The organism is Natrinema hispanicum, assembly GCF_004217335.1.
Lineage (GTDB): Archaea > Halobacteriota > Halobacteria > Halobacteriales > Natrialbaceae > Natrinema > Natrinema hispanicum.
The window spans coordinates 168,990-187,404 of the sequence record NZ_SHMP01000007.1 but is presented as its reverse complement, the minus strand read 5'-3'; the positions used below and the strand labels follow the sequence as shown (position 1 = coordinate 187,404).

18 protein-coding genes are annotated in these 18,415 nt (G+C 54.2%); 10 read left to right on the top strand and 8 right to left on the bottom strand.

All coding sequences use genetic code 11. The features are described 5' to 3' along the window. Positions 1-286: 286 nt before the first annotated feature. The 4 genes from BDK88_RS17470 (at position 287) to BDK88_RS17455 (ending at position 4,920) form a co-directional block, all read left to right on the top strand. Positions 287-1,558, top strand: coding sequence for an RNA-guided endonuclease InsQ/TnpB family protein (locus BDK88_RS17470; protein ID WP_130501492.1), 1,272 nt, complete (start codon positions 287-289; stop codon positions 1,556-1,558). Between the two features lie 111 nt (positions 1,559-1,669). Beyond that, the gene (locus BDK88_RS17465; RefSeq protein WP_049912044.1) at positions 1,670-2,026 is read left to right on the top strand and encodes a calcium-binding protein; all 357 of its coding nucleotides are present in this window, start codon (positions 1,670-1,672) and stop codon (positions 2,024-2,026) included. A 163-nt stretch (positions 2,027-2,189) separates the two neighbouring features. Beyond that, the gene (locus BDK88_RS17460) at positions 2,190-3,602 is read left to right on the top strand and encodes a DEAD/DEAH box helicase family protein (RefSeq protein ID WP_130501491.1); all 1,413 of its coding nucleotides are present in this window, start codon (positions 2,190-2,192) and stop codon (positions 3,600-3,602) included. Then, positions 3,589-4,920 (top strand): DUF790 family protein, encoded by a 1,332-nt coding sequence (locus tag BDK88_RS17455; RefSeq protein ID WP_130501490.1) that lies wholly within the window; start codon positions 3,589-3,591, stop codon positions 4,918-4,920. The genes BDK88_RS17460 and BDK88_RS17455 overlap by 14 nt, the downstream gene beginning before the upstream one ends. A gap of 67 nt (positions 4,921-4,987) precedes the next feature. Here the strand turns inward: BDK88_RS17455 and BDK88_RS17450 are convergent, their stop codons facing one another. The 4 genes from BDK88_RS17450 to BDK88_RS17440 form a co-directional block, all read right to left on the bottom strand. Next, positions 4,988-6,229, bottom strand: coding sequence for an orc1/cdc6 family replication initiation protein (locus tag BDK88_RS17450; RefSeq protein ID WP_130501489.1), 1,242 nt, complete (start codon positions 6,227-6,229; stop codon positions 4,988-4,990). 1,096 nt (positions 6,230-7,325) lie between these two features. After that, a complete protein-coding gene (locus BDK88_RS17445) occupies positions 7,326-7,526 on the bottom strand; it encodes a hypothetical protein (protein ID WP_130501488.1) in 201 nt (66 codons plus the stop codon). Beyond that, on the bottom strand, positions 7,526-7,690 hold the full coding sequence (locus BDK88_RS21340; RefSeq protein WP_165396991.1) for a hypothetical protein: 165 nt from the start codon (positions 7,688-7,690) through the stop codon (positions 7,526-7,528). Before BDK88_RS21340 ends, BDK88_RS17445 begins: the two co-directional genes overlap by 1 nt. A gap of 158 nt (positions 7,691-7,848) precedes the next feature. Then, complete coding sequence (locus BDK88_RS17440) at positions 7,849-8,409, bottom strand: SWIM zinc finger family protein (protein ID WP_130501487.1); 561 nt, start codon at positions 8,407-8,409, stop codon at positions 7,849-7,851. A gap of 449 nt (positions 8,410-8,858) precedes the next feature. Here BDK88_RS17440 and BDK88_RS17435 point away from each other — a divergent pair, with 449 nt between their 5' ends. Both BDK88_RS17435 and BDK88_RS17430 read left to right on the top strand, forming a co-directional pair. Then, positions 8,859-9,188: a hypothetical protein gene (locus BDK88_RS17435; protein WP_130501486.1), complete on the top strand. Its 330-nt coding sequence runs from the start codon at positions 8,859-8,861 to the stop codon at positions 9,186-9,188. A 422-nt stretch (positions 9,189-9,610) separates the two neighbouring features. After that, positions 9,611-10,636: a hypothetical protein gene (locus BDK88_RS17430; RefSeq protein WP_130501485.1), complete on the top strand. Its 1,026-nt coding sequence runs from the start codon at positions 9,611-9,613 to the stop codon at positions 10,634-10,636. A 509-nt stretch (positions 10,637-11,145) separates the two neighbouring features. On the opposite strand, the gene BDK88_RS17425 is transcribed toward BDK88_RS17430, so the two are convergent. Then, on the bottom strand, positions 11,146-12,318 hold the full coding sequence (locus tag BDK88_RS17425; RefSeq protein WP_130501484.1) for an ISH3 family transposase: 1,173 nt from the start codon (positions 12,316-12,318) through the stop codon (positions 11,146-11,148). 77 nt (positions 12,319-12,395) lie between these two features. On the opposite strand from BDK88_RS17425, the gene BDK88_RS22380 reads away from it, so the two are divergent. Further along, on the top strand, positions 12,396-12,782 hold the full coding sequence (locus BDK88_RS22380) for an AN1-type zinc finger domain-containing protein (RefSeq protein ID WP_130501556.1): 387 nt from the start codon (positions 12,396-12,398) through the stop codon (positions 12,780-12,782). Positions 12,783-12,874: 92 nt separating this feature from the next. Here the strand turns inward: BDK88_RS22380 and BDK88_RS17415 are convergent, their stop codons facing one another. From BDK88_RS17415 to BDK88_RS17405, 3 genes are all read right to left on the bottom strand, one after another. Further along, on the bottom strand, positions 12,875-13,645 hold the full coding sequence (locus tag BDK88_RS17415) for a hypothetical protein (RefSeq protein ID WP_130501483.1): 771 nt from the start codon (positions 13,643-13,645) through the stop codon (positions 12,875-12,877). Between the two features lie 49 nt (positions 13,646-13,694). Then, positions 13,695-15,152: an IS66 family transposase gene (tnpC, locus tag BDK88_RS17410; protein WP_130501482.1), complete on the bottom strand. Its 1,458-nt coding sequence runs from the start codon at positions 15,150-15,152 to the stop codon at positions 13,695-13,697. A 568-nt stretch (positions 15,153-15,720) separates the two neighbouring features. Continuing rightward, complete coding sequence (locus BDK88_RS17405) at positions 15,721-15,918, bottom strand: hypothetical protein (RefSeq protein WP_130501481.1); 198 nt, start codon at positions 15,916-15,918, stop codon at positions 15,721-15,723. A 217-nt stretch (positions 15,919-16,135) separates the two neighbouring features. On the opposite strand from BDK88_RS17405, the gene BDK88_RS17400 reads away from it, so the two are divergent. From BDK88_RS17400 to BDK88_RS17390, 3 genes are all read left to right on the top strand, one after another. Next, positions 16,136-16,441, top strand: a complete 306-nt coding sequence (locus tag BDK88_RS17400) for a hypothetical protein (RefSeq protein WP_130501480.1) — start codon at positions 16,136-16,138, stop codon at positions 16,439-16,441. Continuing rightward, complete coding sequence (locus tag BDK88_RS17395; RefSeq protein ID WP_130501479.1) at positions 16,438-17,070, top strand: hypothetical protein; 633 nt, start codon at positions 16,438-16,440, stop codon at positions 17,068-17,070. Before BDK88_RS17400 ends, BDK88_RS17395 begins: the two co-directional genes overlap by 4 nt. A gap of 258 nt (positions 17,071-17,328) precedes the next feature. Then, positions 17,329-18,195, top strand: coding sequence for a hypothetical protein (locus BDK88_RS17390; protein WP_130501478.1), 867 nt, complete (start codon positions 17,329-17,331; stop codon positions 18,193-18,195). Positions 18,196-18,415: the final 220 nt, after the last annotated feature.

Here is an 18,415-nt window from a genome sequence, read left to right as displayed (position 1 = left end):
TTCCGTTTCATCGGTCGAGTACTCCAATATCAGAACCGGTACTGTCTGATCCAGCGACTGCTTCCGCACGCTCGAGCTCACGGATCTCTCGCTGAGCCTGTCGTTCGAGCAGTTCGGCTTGGCAATAGCGTGCACGTTGGTTAACCTTGTCCAGTGACTCAGATCTATACCAAAGAAACGAGGGCGAGTACCCCGCGCCACCGGGCGCGGGGGTGAAGCCCGACACTCGGCCAACCTATCATCCTCCTTCCATACCTTTACAAGACCGCAGTACCACGATTAGAATATGCAGAAGTCGCTGACCAAAACACTCGTCTTTCAACTCCAACCAGACGAGTCCGGTCAGCAACTTCTGGACGACGCCTTCCTCGAAGCCCGCTGCGTGTACAACGAAACCATCCGCCGAGCAAAGAACGGTGATGACTGGGATGAGATTCGGAAAGACTTGGAGTCTGACGCCGACCTCGTGAACAACACCGCCCAACTCGTCGTACAGAAGTCGCTCGAAGCGATGGAAAACTATTACGAGTACGACGACTACAACCAACCCAGCCACACCACAGATAGCGCGTACCCGCTCCGGTCAAACTACGAGGAAGGGTACAACCTGTTCCTCGAAGACAACTGTATCCGTTACCGTCTCAGCGCGAAGCCGTACACCCCGGTGAAAGGCACTCTTTGCGGGTCACCCGACGCCCTCGAACAACTCCGCCACGCCATCCAATCCGATGCGTGGCGTGTCGGAACGGCAGAAGCAATGAGGCGGAACGAGAAGTACGAACTCCACATCAATATCACCCACACGGAGGCCGATATCCAAGACAAAGAGGATTCACGAATGGTGGTGGGTGTGGATATTAACGAGGACTGCGTTGCGCTCGCTGCCCTCCACGAGGACGACATTGTTGATTCGGTGGTCATCGACTTCCCTGAAATCAAGGAGGAACGCCATCGATATTTCACGATGCGAAAGCGGATGCAAAACAACGGGAAGTCGTCGTTCGACCGGGCGTTCGAGCAACAAGAGGAACGGTTCGTCCACGACCAACTCCACAAAGTCTCTCGACAAGTCGTGGAGTGGGTGTCTCAGTTCGAGAAGCCCGTCATCGTCTTTGAAGACCTCAAAGAGATGCGGAACTCGATTGACTATGGCACCCGGATGAACCGTCGCCTTCACTCACTTCCGTTCCGCAAACTTCGAGAGTTCATCACGTACAAAGCCGCGTTCCAAGGGGTTCCGTCCGACAAAATCAACCCGGAATACACGAGTCAGGCGTGTTCACTCACCGAGTGTGAGCAGACAACTCGTGCAAACCGGAACAAGAAGCGATTTAAGTGCGTGGATTGTGGGCGGCAAGACCACGCTGACCGGAACGCGGCTATCAACATCGCCAAGAAGGGATTGGCGAAACTGGATAGGAATGTGCCTGCTCTCAAGACGCTTCCCAACGTGCGGAAGCTGCGACGGCAGGCATCGGGCTGTGTGACCCAGCCGACCGTGACCCACGACACCGCCAGAGGTCACCACGCCGATGGTGTCGCGGGTGTGTCCGACTAATCCACGGGAAGCCACGGGCCACCGCGCCCGTGGCGGTTCACTCTACGGGCGGATCGAGTGTCTCTTGGATTGGTTGGCAAGTGGTTTCTGCCACCCCTACCCGAGCATCATATGACATGGACCGAGAAGGACGAAGAGCGGGAAGAGCGCATCAAGATGCGTATCATCGTCGACACCTACAGTCCAGAAGAGCAGGCGTGGGGATGGTACACCTATCTGGACGATACGATGGACTTCCCGTTTGAAGCGCGTTGTGTCACCGAGCGAGAGGAGTCTCCCCTCAAAGAAGGCGAAACGATACGCGTGATTGGAATGTCCCCGACAGATCCGACTCTCAGCCAGATGTTCGTGACGATAGAGTGGATGGACAGAGAACTTGGCGTGCCGCTAGAGCAACTGGAACCTCTCGAAGCCGGTCGTGACACAGAACAAGCGATTGCAGACTGGCAGTACTGGCTCGGCCGCTAACAACCGTGGCTCCTGACTGGGCTATCCACAACCGTGACCCCTCTCGGAGTCCAGCACCAAGGCACTCGCCCTGTTTGCAGAAGGACAAGACGGACGAACGCCTCACCGGAACCCGAGGAACCCACATATTGAATCCGTTCGAGGATCTCTGTCTGTACACTGAATGCGAGTCGAATTCGACGACGGGACGCTCTTGCTCCGTGATGCCTCCGACGATATCCCCTATGCGGAGTGGGACGACCGCGTCGACGAGTACCGAACGCAAGCATATCGATATCGGTCCCTCCTCGAATGGGTGGGCGCCTGGTCGGACGGAAACGAGCAGGCAACGCTTCAGGACGGGTTTGCTCACGCTCTTGAAGACACCGCGCGGGCCTATCCTGCTCTCGATCTCACGCCAGCGCTCCACATCGAACCGCGTGACTACCAGCAGGCCGCCCTCAACGCCTGGATTGACCATGGCCGCCAGGGGAGTGTCGTTCTTCCGACCGGAAGCGGAAAGACCTTTCTTGGACTGCAGGCCATCGCTGATGCCGGCGTGAGCACACTCATCGTGACACCGACGATTGACCTGATGAATCAGTGGCACGCCACACTCACCAACGCCTTTGGCGATCAACTCAGAGATCCGATCGGCGTTCTCGGCGGCGGCAGCCACGAGGTCACCGCGATCACCGTCACTACCTACGATAGTGCCTACCGCTACATCAACGAATACGGCGACCAGTTCGGCTTACTCGTCGTCGACGAGGAACATCACCTGCCAGCGCCGACCTACCGGCAGATTCCCGAAATGACGATCGCACCGTATCGGCTGGGACTGACCGCTACCTACGAACGGCCTGACGGAAAGCATGAACTCCTCAAGGATCTCATCGGTCCGGTTGTCTATGAAGAGGCTGTCGACGAACTCGCTGGCAAGTACCTCAGCGAGTACGAAACCATCCATATGTCTGTCGAGCTCACGGCCGAGGAACGGGAGACATACGACGAGGAGTACCAGCTCTATCGCGACTACGTCGATAGCCACGAGTTCGATCTCTGGAAAGAGGAGGGTTATCAGGAGTTCCTCAAACGGACGTCCTACGATCCAAAGGGACGGCGGGCACTCATCGCCAAGCAGCGCGCCGAACGCATCGCTCGAACGGCAGAGAAAAAACTCGAGACGCTCGACAACCTGCTCAAACGCCACCACGACGACCGCGCGATTATCTTCACTGCGGACAATGGCTTCGCCTACGAAATCTCTCAGGAATTTATCGTCCCCTGCATCACCCATCAAACGAAGACGGACGAGCGCACCGAGATTCTCGAGCGGTTTCGGACTGGCGAATACTCGATGCTGGCAACGTCTCAAGTGCTCGACGAGGGGATTGACGTTCCCGCTGCGAACGTGGGGATTATCCTGTCGGGAAGCGCTTCGAAACGGCAGTATGCCCAGCGGCTTGGACGCATCCTCCGGCCGACAGATGACCGCCAGCCGGCACGACTCTATGAGATTATCACGGCAGACACGATGGAAACATACGTGTCCCAACAGCGCCGACAAGGGGTGACGACGAATGCTGACGGCTGATCTGGCTCGCTCTCGTACCACCGGCGATGCAATCAAGCCGCTGTTTATTGATCCGACGGATGAGAACTATCGAGAGACGGCACGCGAACTCATTGCGCTGTTCGATGCCCATCTCGGTGAGCCGAAAGGCGATCTCGAAGACGCGATCGACGAACTCACTGTAGCGGATACCAACTACAAGATCGTCCAAGGGCTGGCGAAACTGCTTCTCGACGAGTGTGAGTTCGAAGTCATGTCTCCAGTCGAGTCTCGTGAGATCCGCCAGCGCCTGTTCGAGAAAGCCAACAAGCGATATCCGGTTGTTCGCCAACCCACGCTCGGTGACGACACACAGAAGATCGAGGTGTATAGTGCAGTTGCTGATGAGTTGGGTATCTCACTCGAAGCATGCTACCGCGGGATGTATGCTGACCTCGAGGAGAACAAACGACTTGTCCAGATCGGCACGCGGACCGCTGACCAGTATGCCGATACTGGCGAGCAATCGACCACAACGACGACACTGACTGGCAGTAGTGACGGCGAGTACGAACACACTGATCTGACGGTCGACTGGCTGGTCACTCGCTACAATCTTGCACTCGCCCAGGCGGTCCTCTACGACGCAACTGAAATGCGAATCCGTGTCTGGGATCATTTCGGGACGGTATTCAGCTACGTCAAACTCTTCGGACTGATGCATCGGATCTATCCGATCGATTCTGATGGCAAGCGTGTCGAACGAACTGACCGTGCCGATGGCTACGAGGCCATACTTGACGGGCCAGCGTCGTTGTTCTCTCAATCGCAAAAGTACGGCATCCGGTTGGCGAACTTTCTGCCAGCATTGCCCCTCTGTGACCGCTGGGAGATGACTGCCACAGTACTTGTCGATGAGACAGCGGGTGAGACACGGCAACTCAGACTAGACGGCACTGACGGACTCGATTCACACTACAGTACCGGCAGGCAGTTCGATAGCGATCTTGAGCAGACACTCGCCCAGAAATGGGAGCGAGCGACCACGGACTGGGAGTTACTACGCGAAAACGATGTGTTTGACCTCGGTGATGAGGTGATGATCCCCGATTTCGCGATCGAGCACCCGGATGGCCGGCGAGCGATTCTCGAGATCATCGGATTCTGGACACCCGAGTATCTCGAGTCGAAGCTGAAGAAAATACGCCAGGCAGATGCTGAGAATCTCCTTGTCGCAGTCTCCGAACAGTTAGACTGCTCGAATGATGACTTCGGTGAAACGAGCGAGCGGGTGCTTTGGTTCAAAACTGGGATTCACGTCTATGACCTGGTTGAACTGGCAGAAGAGTATTCGATTTGAGAACGGAACTCCCCAGACGAGTTCACGACCCAACACCACTATGTCCGCAGTAATATCAGAATCAGGCTCAGGTGTACCGTTCGAGCGTCGTGTCTTCAGCAAAGATACCGGCTATTGACTCATGGACACCGACCTCTGTAATAGTCTCGTCAAGTGCACTAAGAATCATATTAATATCCATATCAACAGAATATTCTCGATAAGTTCCGCCACGCCGTCCTTCATTTCGTTCAACAGCGGAGATGATTCCCAACATAGAGAGTTCACCGAGGTGGTCGCGCATCCGACGAGGAACGAGCGGATCAGCCCCAATCTGGTTGGCAAAGTTGGTGTATCTAGGCCGAATATCTCGAGACCGAACTGGTGTCTCCCCCTCTCTGTCAAGTGTGATTAGTGCATAGAGAACAAGATGACCGTGTTGAGTCAATCCAGAGATTCCTTCGCGAATTCGTCCTCGCTCAAGTTCATTTCTAGCATCGCGAACAAGATCTTCTGTAATCGCCTTGGTATCACGGTCTCGTGCAAGATCACCAGTTTTCATCAAAAGATCCAATGACTGGCGGGCGTCACCGGCGTCTTTAGCACCATATGCAGCACAGAGTTCAATAACACCGTCAGTGAGAACACCATCATAGAAGGCTACGTCTGCGCGTTGACGAAGGATCTGGATGAGTTCTTGGGCATCATATGCCGGGAACTGTATCTCTTCCTCACACAGGGAACTCTTGACTTTCGGCGAGAGATTATCACGAAAAGAAAAGTCGTTCGAGATCCCGATAATCCCAATTTTCGCATTGGATAGATTTCCGTTCGCACGGGCTCGAGGAAGTTGGTAGAGAATGCTATCATTATTGATGTGGTCAACCTCATCAAGAACGATAAGGATCGTACCACCACATTTGTCGAGTTCTTCCCATAGCATATCATAGACAGTGGAACGAGGATATCCAGTTGTAGAGATCTGATTTGATTCGTCCCTGAATTTATTGACGAGTCTTGTTGCGATTTGATAGCTGCTTGAGAGACCATCACAATTTAGCATCTTTACGGTGAGCTTGATGTCATCATACTGAGCCGCGTCATCAATTAGATGGTCAAGAAGAAATCGGGTTCCTGCGGTCTTCCCAACACCGGTCTTTCCATAGAGGAAGATGTTGTTCGGTTGTTCCCCGTTGATTACCGGTTGAAGCGCCGTTTTGTATCGTTCCAGCTCCTCATCGCGACCAACGAGAGTATCGGGTTGATAGTCTTCCCTCAGTGCGTCTCGGTTCCGGTAAATATCCAGATCCCGCTCGAACATTCCACCCATCTGTTTTGGAATACATTTAGAGTGGAAGATATTAAAACCACCCCCTGCCGCAGTGTCCGCCGTTTCCGCTGTTCTGGGAGTTTATAAAGATACTCAGCACACACCCACCCCACCGTGTCCGCAGTAACTCACTCAAATAAGGACATACGCTGAGATCAGTATCTAGATGCAGAAAGATTTATTATGTAGACAGTGTTATCGTCCGAATGATATCTAGAAGCACACTAGTGGTTGTTAGGTGGTTGTATGACAATCGGTTTATCAGCACCACCTCCCCCTTAGTTTCAGAAGAACTGCGGACATAGTGGGGTGGGTGTCTCCTTTCAATCTCATATTGTACGCTAAGCCTCCTAAACCTCGTCATAAGTCTTGAGAAGGCCAATTTCAGATGCCGATATTTTCTAACACCACTATGTCCGTCGTTATAGTAACGTGTTCTCCGAAGAACAGCGGACATGGTGGTGTGTCTGTACTCGTATAGACACCACTGTGTCCGTCGTTCCGATAACAGGTCTTCGGAAAGGCCAGATATGATCGTTCATTGCCAGTCAGATCACACCACTATGTCTGCTGTTCTAGTAACATGTTTTTTCGAAGAATAGCGGACATGGTGGGGTGTCTGTCTTTTCTCACACCACAGTGTCCGCAGTAGTCTCAGTGTTTGAGAACCCGGAATTCACGTCTACGACCTGGTTGAACTGGCAGAAGAGTATTCGATTTGAGAACGGAACTCTCAGTGTGTTTTCGACTGGCAGAGTTCGTGTCATGCGCGGTCGCGTCCGTGTAACTGGGAATCGGGAAGAGATTGATAATGAGGACATCGGATATATTACCTGTCGCGTGATCCACTGCGCGCGACACTGCCCGGATTCAATCATCGCCCACCCTCAGTCCCGTCCGGTGTTGATCTTCGTCCTCGATCCACCGGACATACCGCTTTTCGAGACTCGAGACACACCGTGTGCAGAGTGAACTCTGTGTGCGTGCGGTATCAACTATCTATGAAGGGAGAGTTTCCTCACTGCTTACAGCTGATCTCGATTTGAGCTGTTCTTCTCAGGAAATACGGTGTGTCTTTCGTACCGCAAGTCCCGTGTCATCGGTCGAGTTTTCCAATATCAGAATCTGTACTGTCTGGTCCAGCGACTGTCTTCGCACGCTCGAGTTCACCGATCTCTCTTTGAGCCTGTCGTTCGAGCAGTTCAGCTCGCCGACACCGGTCACAAGCGACATCGTCGACACTGTCCTCGTCATCGATCGTGAAACGCTTGCCACGCTGATCGATCTGCTCGAGCATCAGTACCGATCCTCGGCTTCGTCCACTGCAGCGTCTCGAGCGTCCGCTTGGAGGTGCTCGTAGCGGACCTCACAGCTGTCCGAACAGAATCGACCAGTGTATCCTGCACGATCGCGAGCGGGTTCCGAACACGTCGGCATTCGGCACTCGTCGCGGTCAGTCATCTGGCGATCCCTCGGTTCAAGAGCTGAGTCGTTTCAGTGTCTGTCGACGCGATTGCTGTCTCTCTTTGTCTCATGGGTTGCTGCGGTGGGCTCCTTTCGAGCCCCCGCACCCTTTTCGGGGGTTACAAACCGTCTCGCGTGACGAGATCACTTGACAGTCAGCGGCTGAACGTGCCATCCGGCGCCGGGACAAGTCCCGTGCGGATCTCGAGGTCGACACGGCGAAGATGCTTGCAGCCATCGTCTGGCTGGCGCTGCTCGAAATCAGGACAGGTACACGTTGTTGCCTCGATATCGACCTTGTAGGTATTCCCGCTCTCACTCTCGACTTCATAGATCGGGCCCACTGTCGCAAAGCGGACGTCCAACTTCTTGTTCAGTGCACGGCGAGTTCGTGGGTCATCGATCGAGTAACCACCTGCCTTGAGGGCAGTCGGTGGCTGGGGGTTGTCGCAGGGAGTGGTGAACTCGTCGCGATGGTTGCGTTCTTGGCCGCACTTCCTGCAACGCCAGTAGCGTGTCCGGTACTCGTAGCCATCTGTGAGATTGAGTTCGTACGGTGTTGGCTCCGTGCCTGGAAGCCACTCGTCGATCGCGACGAGCTCGTGTCCGTTCAGTCGGGCAACGTCTCCTGGATAACTGCGATCGCGGTCGCTCGTGTACTCGTTTGTCGGTCGATCTCGATGCGAGTCGCTCTGGAGTGGTCGGTCTGTACTCATTCGTGGCCTCGAGACACACGAGTATGCGCCTCATCCTCTCAGGCGCAGAAAAACCGAATTCGATCCGCTATTGGGTTCCGTCGGTAGCCTTGAGAAACCGCTCTACTTCTTTTTTGTTGAGCCAGATTTCATGTCGTCACGGTTCGCGTGCTGTTTGACACTGATGATGTCTGTGATGCCTGCATGTCAGACAAAAGCCGACAGCAATCGAGTTTGTAGTGGTGCTCGAGAGAGAGGTCAGGCCTAGTCTGTCCGAGGCCACCCGAGTTCTCGGACACCGCGCCCGCGGTAACTACAGCCCTAAACTTACCACCGAGTGTTTTCACAATTCTGTTAGAATTGGCTGGCTCCAAACCCCTCAAAGCAAGACGGCAACCGGGTTCCTGTCGCGTCGCCTTGCGTGTTCATCCTTAACAAGTGTTAACTACCCTGCATAGCAACTATGAGCTATGGATTATATCAACGGCGAGGACGTTACGGACAACGAGCATCTAGCAGAGGTGATCGACATGACGCGAGAGGGGAGTGCCCAGCCCGGATCTGCTGGCTACGATGAACCGGACAGTGCGGGCCCGGGAATGACGCTCCGCGATTCATGTTTCCACGTGGCGATCGAGGAACTCCAAAAGATCCAGTCTGCACCACAGGAGAGCCAAGAAGAGATCGACCGCGTGTTGCAGATGCTTCGAGAAGCACAAAACGCGAACAACGAACGGCGCGCCCGTGTTATGGCGAAAGCTCACGAGATTCTACAGGATGTGTGGGTGCCGCCGGAGTAGATAGTATTCTTTCTCAGAGCATCAGTGCGTAGCCTGCGATTGTGAACAGCACAAAGAACAACAGCATCCACGGCGCGGAATGACGCGCCCACGTTGCGAACACTTCCTGAAAGGTGGCATTCGCTGATTGCATACGATCAAGAATTCACCGGGTACTATTAAGCAACTAGGGTGGGGGTGGGTTGTCCGATCGGCCGATCCTACTCTACCTTTCGGAGACAACACTCGCAGTGAGTACAGTACGCGCACCGAGTACTAGCCGATTTGAAAGTAAATACTTGTGTGCTTTTAGCAGTCTGACCTGTAGATTGAAACTGCTTACAATCTGCCGAAAGATATATGTTATCTAATACTCTTTGTTTGATATATTGCAGCCTGAATATACTCGACGACGGATGTTGCTAAAAGGGATCGGCGGGGCGATGGCTACGCAGTTACTCGGGTCTTCAGCAGTAGCGGCAGAGGTGCCTGACGGTCCCTACAAGTTCAATGTGAGCAAGCTCCCGGCATCGGTTGGGTACGTGGAAGACCCGAAAGGGCGCCAGAAAGAAGCGTGGGACGCTGCTCAGGATATTCACAAGTTGGAGCAGTCTGCATCGGATGCACTCAAGAAGTATTCGACAGAAGACATCGCAGCGGTCATGGGGAAAGCCTCAGCTGCACGTTCAGATCTCCGGTCATTCAGTCGGCTTGTCGAAGTGCTTCATGAGCGTAATCTCGCTGGAATAATCGACGAGAGCTTGCTGAATTCAATCGGAAGGCGTGCTGACATCGTAGTGCGTTATGCACCACTCATTGGGAGTGTGAATAACGTCCTCAAAAAAGCGGAAGCGTTCGCGACCGCGATCAGTGGCCCCGCTGAGATCGTTGAAGGCCTATCTAAAGAGCAGCGGACAAAATATGTAGATTTCGTGCTAAGCCTCGCCTGTCTCTGCCTTGAGACCGGCCTCATGTGGGTTGGCGCGCCCTTCAAACTCGCATGGAAGGGTACCCAGAAGATCTTCTTTGCTCGGAGCGGGACTCTGTTCCGTCTTGGGCGCTACGGAGGCGACCGCTTTGTCGCGTTCTTCATGAGCGAACTCCACTGGGAGATTCGCGAGGCGTTGTTCGACGATGTCATCACTACTGAGAAGGCGAAGTGGGTCACAAACAAGGTGAACGATTTCAAAGAAGAGCCGCAATTCACCGAGCTTCGAGAGGATGCCGAGTCCCTCGTCAAGGACCGTTCCAACTTCGACATATCTGATTACGAGGGCTACGACTTCGCCAAGGAGCAGGCCGGTGAAGCTGCGGACGCGGGTTCAGATGTTTTGGGAGAAGTCGTGGAATTGGCCCCGAAAGGCTTCGGAGACAACGGCTCTTCTAAGGAGTCGCTCGTTCTGAAGTCAACGATGGACTGGAAAGAAGACGCAGAGCAAGAAGATGACGGTCTGTTCTCCGGCTTCTAAAACGGAGAGTACTGGCTCTGTTGAAACTCTCGAGAATTGATGGAAATGTATACTGAAGAGAGAGTGAGTTCAGCACGGTGAATTGTTCCTTTTAGCGGTAATGGACCAAACAGTCGGTACGTACGCATCTGTAGTTACTGCTGCTCGAGATCGTCCGACCGACCCTACCGCAATTCTCGGACATTCCCAATGGTGTGTCACGATCAGTTTGTGACTGTGAGTTCGCGTTTCCTCCCCATAGATTCATTATATCTGACTGTTCCTGTATAGATGAATGGGTGAGTGTGATTTCCGGGATTGCTCTGGGGATAGTAGTATCGGTACTTCCCGAACGTCGCTTCGTGAACTGTGCTGAGTCATGGACGAACAGAGCGAATGCCGGTGTGGTAACTGAGTGAACAGGAAATAGAATCCACGGATGAGGAGAAGTGAAGTAAGAAGGCTGAGATACGCTGTTCTAGGCGAATGCTGTTGCTCACCAGGAGCTTGCCCAAGGCCGCGGGCTGGCGTCAGCCCGCGGCCGGCGCGTATGCTTCTGGCACACCTGTTCCGTTCATCTCGATTTCCCAACTCCGCTCTAGCTCTTCCTCTAATGCATGTCTGATCCAGTCAGAGAAGGTCTTGAACGTGAATTCCTCGGGCAGGTCGCGCCCGCCCCGCTGGGGGCGGGCGACGACCGCCCATCGAAGCACAAGCCAGAGGTTCTCCAACAGGAATCCAACCAGGACGAACGCGAAGCGGATGATTGGGTCTTGTGTCGTCGTTACCACTCGTGCTTGGCGAAATACACGGTAGCTCGTTTCGATCGCTGACCGTTTCCGATAGAGCCGTTCGACTTGTTTCGGCGTGCGATCGGCCAGATCGCACGCCACATAGCCTCGAACGACCTCGCCGCTTTTCCCGCGATCTCCGGCGTGATATGATACAGCGACCGCGAGCGGGAATTCCAGTTCCCGCTCGCGGCCTTTGTACATCCGATAGGTTGTCATGTACGAGCAGTGCGTATCCAGCTTCTTCCTCATGCGCTTGCCCTTCTTTTGGACGGGAACGACAGTCGCAGCAATCTCCCGTGAGCGGCGCAGAATACGTTCGTTGTAGAAGCCACGATCAGCCAACAGAAGCTCTATCTCGAAGGGATAGGCCTCGACGCGGTCGAGGACGCGCTCGACCGCGTCGGCCTCTTTCTCATCACTACGGACGTACGTCATCGCCAGCGTCACTGGCTTTCCGTTCGAGACGAGATACGCCGTGCAGTACCGGTGGCACGTCGTTGTTCCGTCTTTCGCGTGCATGCGGCAGAGTTCACCTTCTTCATCGGCGTACGTTCCGTGGTAGGGGTTATCGACGAAGTCAATGGAGACGATCCTCGACCGATCAGGGTCGAGGATCGTCATCGCTACCTCCCTGAGAAGGCGGTTAGCAACCCGCTCAAGCCACTCTCGGTTGAGCGTATGGAGCCAGTCCATGACAGTATCGTCACAGACAGCGTTGTCGTTGTCCTTGCACGTCTCCCAGATGGAGGTCTGATTGACTGCTGCAAGAATGACAACAGCCCAGATATCGCCGGGATCGAGGGGCGAGCCCTCGATCCCTGGCAAGGGGAGTTGGCAGATGACGTCTTCCGCTAAATCTTTCACGTCTGAGTCCGAAAGAACACCGTCTGGCTGAGGGATACTGAACACATTCACTCAACCAGACATCTTCCTCATGAGATCAACGCTTTAGCTCCAGCTCTCACACCAGTCGGGAAGTACCGAGTATAGAGAACTCTTGCTCTTACTGCGGGTTTAGCTACTGCTCCAGCCATCGACTTCCAGAGAATCACAACTGTTCCGCATTATCCGATTTGAATACACTTGGACCAGATTTTAGAGGAGAGATCAATTTCTCGGAATCAGCGTCAAACGAGCCGTCTGCAAGTGAGATAACCGAGAAGGCAGAGTGCAATCGCTGTTCAAACTACACTACGTCTGACCACGAGCTCTGCCTTGAATGCCGACGGAAAGAACAGACGATCTCCTCGAGGAGTCCAGACCTGAGTGCGGACGGGTCGGTTGAATCGAAAGATAATAGTGAAAAAACAGATACAGGCACCAGTAGTTCGGAAAGCATCCTATCTAAGCTCAAATCAATCTTAGGACGCTGAACAGTACATAGACCAAGTCTGTCGACGAAGACTAGCAAGTCCGACACTACCGTCATTCTCGGATATAACGTCGTGGGAACTACGTCTGCGTATTAATCGAGTCCCCCAAATAGGACTGCTGATTGTTCAGGGTACTCTTCGATAAAGTTCTCAAAATCCTCGATTCCCTTGACCTCAAAATCCTCGTCAAACACTGTAATCTGCCCTGTCTGAATTGCATCTTCCCAAACTAGATCAATTTTCAGATGTCCCGAGGTGGCTCCATACTGTTCAGCAAATCTCATAGCCATTCCAAAGGGAGGTATTCGATGATCTGATTCATCAGGGAATTTTATAGGTAATAACAATTTCTTGGAGAATATAGTATCCGCTTCGTAGGGCTTAACGAAAGTCCGAGAAGAATCTCCATTCTCTGTCTTTAAATCCAAGTAATTTGACTTTCCTCTAATATCCCCATCATCAAATTCTAAATCTATCCGCAATAGAACACTTCTAATAACTCCACTCCCAGCATTGGAAATTTTTAGCCGAATATTATCTTCATCAGCGCCAATAAATCGGTTTACAGATATATTGGAACGGTGTTCTTTTGACAGAATCTGCTTCTGTTGATAGTAGAGGTATGCAAGTAGGGTAGAGAGGATAATTGGCCCGACCGTAGAGAGCAGTGTTGTGATCGTAATACGACTTTGGAACACAACACTAATTCCCAGCAACTGTAGAGTTATTTCCACCAAAATAGATAATACTATTCCGAGACCAATTACGTAGGAAATTCTAACAACAGACTGGCGGAAAGTCACAGGAGATAGCCAATTTGGCTTGAATTCCTCGCTTGTAGGAATCCACTCAGATATTCCCATGATATGTAGTTGGATAGCGTGACCAGGATTCACCGGTCAGTGATACCTCTCATCCTGAACTGAGTTCTTTCCCACCGAGGATGGATTGGAGCTGTTCGGGCGGATCTAGTCCTCGCCGTTTCCACGTGGCTAACATGGTCGTGATCGTCTCGTGAATCTGGACCCCTTCGGCTGAGCGGAGGGTCCGGAACATCTTCCGCAGCACAACTTGCTCGCGCAGAGCGCGCTCTGCGCGATTATTCGTCGACTCGACGTCTGGCTCTGTAACGAACGTCAGCCAGTGCCCTAACCCGTTCCTGATCTTCTCGATCAGCTTCTTGACCTCCTGTGCCTCGTAGTCTTCTCTGATCAGCCCTTCCAGATGTAACGACGCCTCCGCCCGCTTTTGCTCGCGGGCGGAGGCGGACGGATCCTCCTCGTCGAACGCCGTTAAATCGTCGTGGAGAGCGTGTAACTCCGCAGACAACCTCTCTGCTTCCTCGTACCGTTCAGCAACGTACTCCGCCTCTCGCAACAGATGTGCCCAGCACCGCTGGAGCTTCGTGTGATAGCTCGGATACGCTGACCAACCGTCACAGCTGAGCGTCGAGTCCTCGGCGAAGTCCTCGCCGAGGACGTCCTCTAACACCTGGCTTCCACGACTCTCATCAACCCAGAACAGCACTTCTTCGTCAGTAACGAACGTCCACGCCCAGTGTTGCTCTCCGTCAACAGGAAATCCCGTTTCATCGCAGTAGACGACGTCACTTTCCTGAATACGGGCTTTGACATCGTCATACGCGGGTCGCAGCCGGTCTGCGACCCGCTTGGTCAGGTTGTAGATCGTCCGATGAGAGATGGGTGTATCGAGTTCCCAGTCAAACAGCTCCGCCTGTTTACGGTTTGGAAGTCGCTGATGGAACCTACCGAGGGCGGTTTGGGCCATGATATTTGGCCCAAACCGCCCGGTTTCCGGGCAGTCAGGATGTTCAGCAACGACTTCGTTTCCACAGGAACAGCGGTGTTTGCCGAGTTCGTACTCGACGACAGTGGTTGGAATAGGGAGAGGTATGTCGATAATCGTCCGTGAGATGTAGCTGTCCGGGTTAGAGAGGATTTGCTCACAGTCTGGGCAATATCCCTGATCGACTCGAATAGTCTCTTCTGGTTCCGGAGGCGGTCGAGTTGTTCCTTCGTGACCTTCGTCACGTCCTGGAGAGGAGTCGCTGGCGGCGTCAGCGTCGCCGCCAGCGTCGTTCCCTTGGTCTTCGTTCTCTTCCTTGTCTCTGTCGTCGCTGCCAGGTGATCCAGCCGCACCACCCTGCTTACTGGGTGGTGTGTTTGGGTTTTCGTACCGCTTGAGGCGAGTCTCAAGTACCTCTATCTGCTGTTGCTGTGCAGCGAGTTGGCGACGGAGAAGACGGTTCTCAAGCTTTTGGACGACGAGTTGCTGGCGGAGATACGTACTGTTCTCGGTGCGGATCGCGGAATCTATCGATTCCGGCGATCCGCCAATCCCCAGCGACACACTTGGTTCACTATTGAGAGACCATTCATGAGACTGCTACGAAATCGGTCTGACGGCAAATCGCTATCCAACTACAGAAGCGGAACAAACTGGTTCATGACTACTCATACATTCAAGGCTTAGAAAATGATATAGAAGAACAACAGAAGCTTCGTTCACTTCTTGATACAATCTGTAGCTGGATAGAAAGTGTGAACCGGTAGTTACTCTACCCATTACGTCTGCCCCCCTCTGGGGTTGCACGTCGACAGAATCCGATTCCCGAATATGCACACGAGCCGTGACTTGCCGTGTGCACGTCGTCAATTTAGGGATTCCAAAGTAAACGACCTGTCTGTGCCTCTATAGGCGATCTGCCTACGTATCGACGTTGATCTCACTTGAAAAAGCTGGGTTCGTGTGTACGAATTGTCTCAGAGCTGCTGCTGAGGGTGACTGATCTCAGTACCGAACAGATCAATGTTCGATCGGCGACTAGGGGAGCGCGATGAGTGCGTCGCGAACCTGGGCAAGCGGCTGTTCGCGAACCTTGTGATCCAACAATGGCTGCTGGTTACTCATCGTGATCTCACTCCTCGCAGGTGACATCGCGAAGCTCCTCAAGCAGCTCCGGGTGGTGTTCCTCGAGGACTTCGATATCTTTCGACAATTCCTCATCGATGCGGCGGCGGACACGAGACGTCGCCTGATAGCGTCGCTGGTCTCCGTGCTCGCCGGCGATCTGCTCTCGTTCAGTCTCCGTGAGGAGCGCCCGGGTCTTCGACATACGACCCCGTTCGGCTGTACTGGTTGTAATATTTGCTCACCTCTGGCCATACATTGCTTAGCATATATCCTAATAGTTATCGAATGCTCTAATGTTAGTGCAAATGCTAACTTTTATTTGGTTAGCAAATGTACTAACTACTGTGAAGCACGGGGTGGCCGTGAGAAACTCTCGGCCCGGTGTTGGAGCACCGGACCTGTGCTTCTGGAGAGAAGCAATGAGTGTTCAACCGCGAACCCACGAAACGGTTTCGGAAGCACAGACCACCGACCCACGCGCCGACTACATCTCCGTCGGCATCGACAACGAGGGCGCACACCACGTCTACCGGACGACCGACGAGTCTGTTCACGTTATCGAGAACGGCGAGCGCACCGTCCGCTACGACCTCGAGGACGTCGAGAAGACGATCGACGACTGGATCGACTACATCGCCGACCGTCGCGGCGGCTTCGAGGCGCAGTACCTGTTCAAGACGATGGCTGACGCGATCGTCGGCGCTGTCGAGGTGGGCGACCAATGATGATCGTCAATGATCACGAAGCTATCGCAAAGCGTGCCGAACAACTCGAGCGCGAAGGCGCTCGCGAGATGCGCCTGCGAGCAGAGGCCCGCGCCGTCGCCGGCTACGAACCGGGCGATATTGAAGCGACCGACGGCTCAGAGATCATTATCGGCGACGACGATACCCGATCCCACACTCTCGAAACCGAGGACGGAATTCTACTCGTCGATGCCGATGACGACCCACGCATCGCAACCGATGGCGGCTGTGACCAGTCCACTGAACCGACCGTCGAATTCGTGTTCGAGTACACGTCGATCAGCGGCCGTCGCCGACGGGTGATGGTTGTCCCCGACACCGGTGGCGAAGCCTGGAGGATCGAACACGAACGCCGCAATAGCACGTGGAGAGAAACTGGTCGCGAACCGATTACCGAAGTCGATCTTCACGTACAGGGATGGCCCAGCGAGCACGACTCCAGTGGACTCGAGCATCAGAGACAGTCTGCCGTGCCCGATGGCGGCCACACGGAACGTGAGACGTTCCTCACGGGCCAGAGACACTACTGTGATATCTGCGAGTGTCCATTCGACTCGCTCATCAAGCTGGCAAGCCATGACTGTCGACTCCAACCCGAGGGTGGCTAGCTGAGCCAGCACACCACCTCGGGATCGCCTTGACTTATCCAGCGCAGTAGACCAGACTTCGCCACTCGAGACGGAGCCACCAACCCCCGGTAGACCGACATCGGTGTTCCTGAACACGAAGACATCTTTCGGGGTAACGGCCACTCCGCTTTCTCGAGGCGACTCTCGAGTCAGTAGGCTACTGCTCTACCAGCGTTCCCGACATCGACCAGCAGCGCGAGTCGAATCGCCCGACAATGCCACCGAATCCAGAACCAAATGAGCGCGAACACAGGCTGTTCCGACCCCAATGCACAGACACTCCAAACACTCGTCGACGAACTCGAGCGCCTTCACGAACGCGTCACAACTCTCGAGGATGAACTCTCTCAAAAGGACGACCGCATAGGTCGCCTCGAGGCCGAACTCGAGGAGGCTCACACGGAAAACAAGGCTCTCGAAGAACGGCTCGAGGACCTGGAACAATCACAGTCACCGATCGAAGCACGACTGGACGCCCACGAGAAGAAACTCAACGCCAACAAAGATCGCGTCGGCGAACTCCAAGCACGCGAACTCGAGAAAGGCGCACACCTCTTGGAGGATCACGTCGACGAAGGCGAGATCGACGTTGTGGATGGCCGCCTCGAGCGCATCCGCAAAGACGACGGTGAGAGCTACTTCCGCCTCCCCGAGAGTGACGACCCACTCGAACGTGGTGGCGATGTCTCCCTCTCGTATGGGGATCTGCTTCCACTCCAGCAGCTCGCGAAGATGGACGAGGATATGCTCTGGGCGACGACATCGGCGCTTCCGTCTCGGCTCGCTGCAAAGCTCTGGAAGGCGCGTACCGATCCGGCGGTTGGAGACAACCCCTGGCGGAAGGGGAGTGCAAGCGTTCGAGAGTACGTCACCGCTGGCGACATGAAACACTGGATCCGACGGCAGGAAAAGGGAATCAGTGACGACTACGCGAAGAAGTTGGTCTCGCGAACGATCGATGCGTTGCTCGATCTCTCAAAGAGCAGGCTGGCAGTCAAAAAGCGGACACAGCGCAAGAACGGCCTCGAGTACACGGAACGCCGTGTCTTATTAATGGACGATGTCGACATCCCTGGTGAAATGGCCTGCCCCAGAGACACCTGACGTCGACGGTTGCGGGTGTCGCCCGACTACCCACAACCCCTGAGAAGGGTATCACTCTATCCGCCCACCTAACATCCAGCACAGGAGCGGTTGTATGCAGTGTACCGTTAGTCTGTAGTACGCCACTTGATCGGTCGTTGTCGGTCTTACTCCAATGACTTCCCTGTGGGTGTCCCTGAAGACGCCAGCTGTCACCGGAATCCTCTCGAGAGCACTGTGG

Excerpts from the sequence above, each read along its gene's own strand:
- BDK88_RS21340 (WP_165396991.1), bottom strand. The coding sequence starts at position 7,690 with ATGACTGACCGCGACGAGTGCCGAATGCCGACGTGTTCGGAACCCGCT.
- BDK88_RS17460 (WP_130501491.1), top strand. The coding sequence starts at position 2,190 with ATGCGAGTCGAATTCGACGACGGGACGCTCTTGCTCCGTGATGCCTCC.
- BDK88_RS17430 (WP_130501485.1), top strand. The coding sequence starts at position 9,611 with ATGGCTACGCAGTTACTCGGGTCTTCAGCAGTAGCGGCAGAGGTGCCT.
- BDK88_RS17415 (WP_130501483.1), bottom strand. The coding sequence starts at position 13,645 with ATGGGAATATCTGAGTGGATTCCTACAAGCGAGGAATTCAAGCCAAAT.
- BDK88_RS17445 (WP_130501488.1), bottom strand. The coding sequence starts at position 7,526 with ATGCTCGAGCAGATCGATCAGCGTGGCAAGCGTTTCACGATCGATGAC.
- BDK88_RS17465 (WP_049912044.1), top strand. The coding sequence starts at position 1,670 with ATGACATGGACCGAGAAGGACGAAGAGCGGGAAGAGCGCATCAAGATG.
- BDK88_RS17440 (WP_130501487.1), bottom strand. The coding sequence starts at position 8,409 with ATGAGTACAGACCGACCACTCCAGAGCGACTCGCATCGAGATCGACCG.
- BDK88_RS17470 (WP_130501492.1), top strand. The coding sequence starts at position 287 with ATGCAGAAGTCGCTGACCAAAACACTCGTCTTTCAACTCCAACCAGAC.
- BDK88_RS17455 (WP_130501490.1), top strand. The coding sequence starts at position 3,589 with ATGCTGACGGCTGATCTGGCTCGCTCTCGTACCACCGGCGATGCAATC.
- BDK88_RS17405 (WP_130501481.1), bottom strand. The coding sequence starts at position 15,918 with ATGTCGAAGACCCGGGCGCTCCTCACGGAGACTGAACGAGAGCAGATC.
- BDK88_RS17435 (WP_130501486.1), top strand. The coding sequence starts at position 8,859 with ATGGATTATATCAACGGCGAGGACGTTACGGACAACGAGCATCTAGCA.
- BDK88_RS17390 (WP_130501478.1), top strand. The coding sequence starts at position 17,329 with ATGAGCGCGAACACAGGCTGTTCCGACCCCAATGCACAGACACTCCAA.
- BDK88_RS17395 (WP_130501479.1), top strand. The coding sequence starts at position 16,438 with ATGATGATCGTCAATGATCACGAAGCTATCGCAAAGCGTGCCGAACAA.
- BDK88_RS17450 (WP_130501489.1), bottom strand. The coding sequence starts at position 6,229 with ATGGGTGGAATGTTCGAGCGGGATCTGGATATTTACCGGAACCGAGAC.
- BDK88_RS17400 (WP_130501480.1), top strand. The coding sequence starts at position 16,136 with ATGAGTGTTCAACCGCGAACCCACGAAACGGTTTCGGAAGCACAGACC.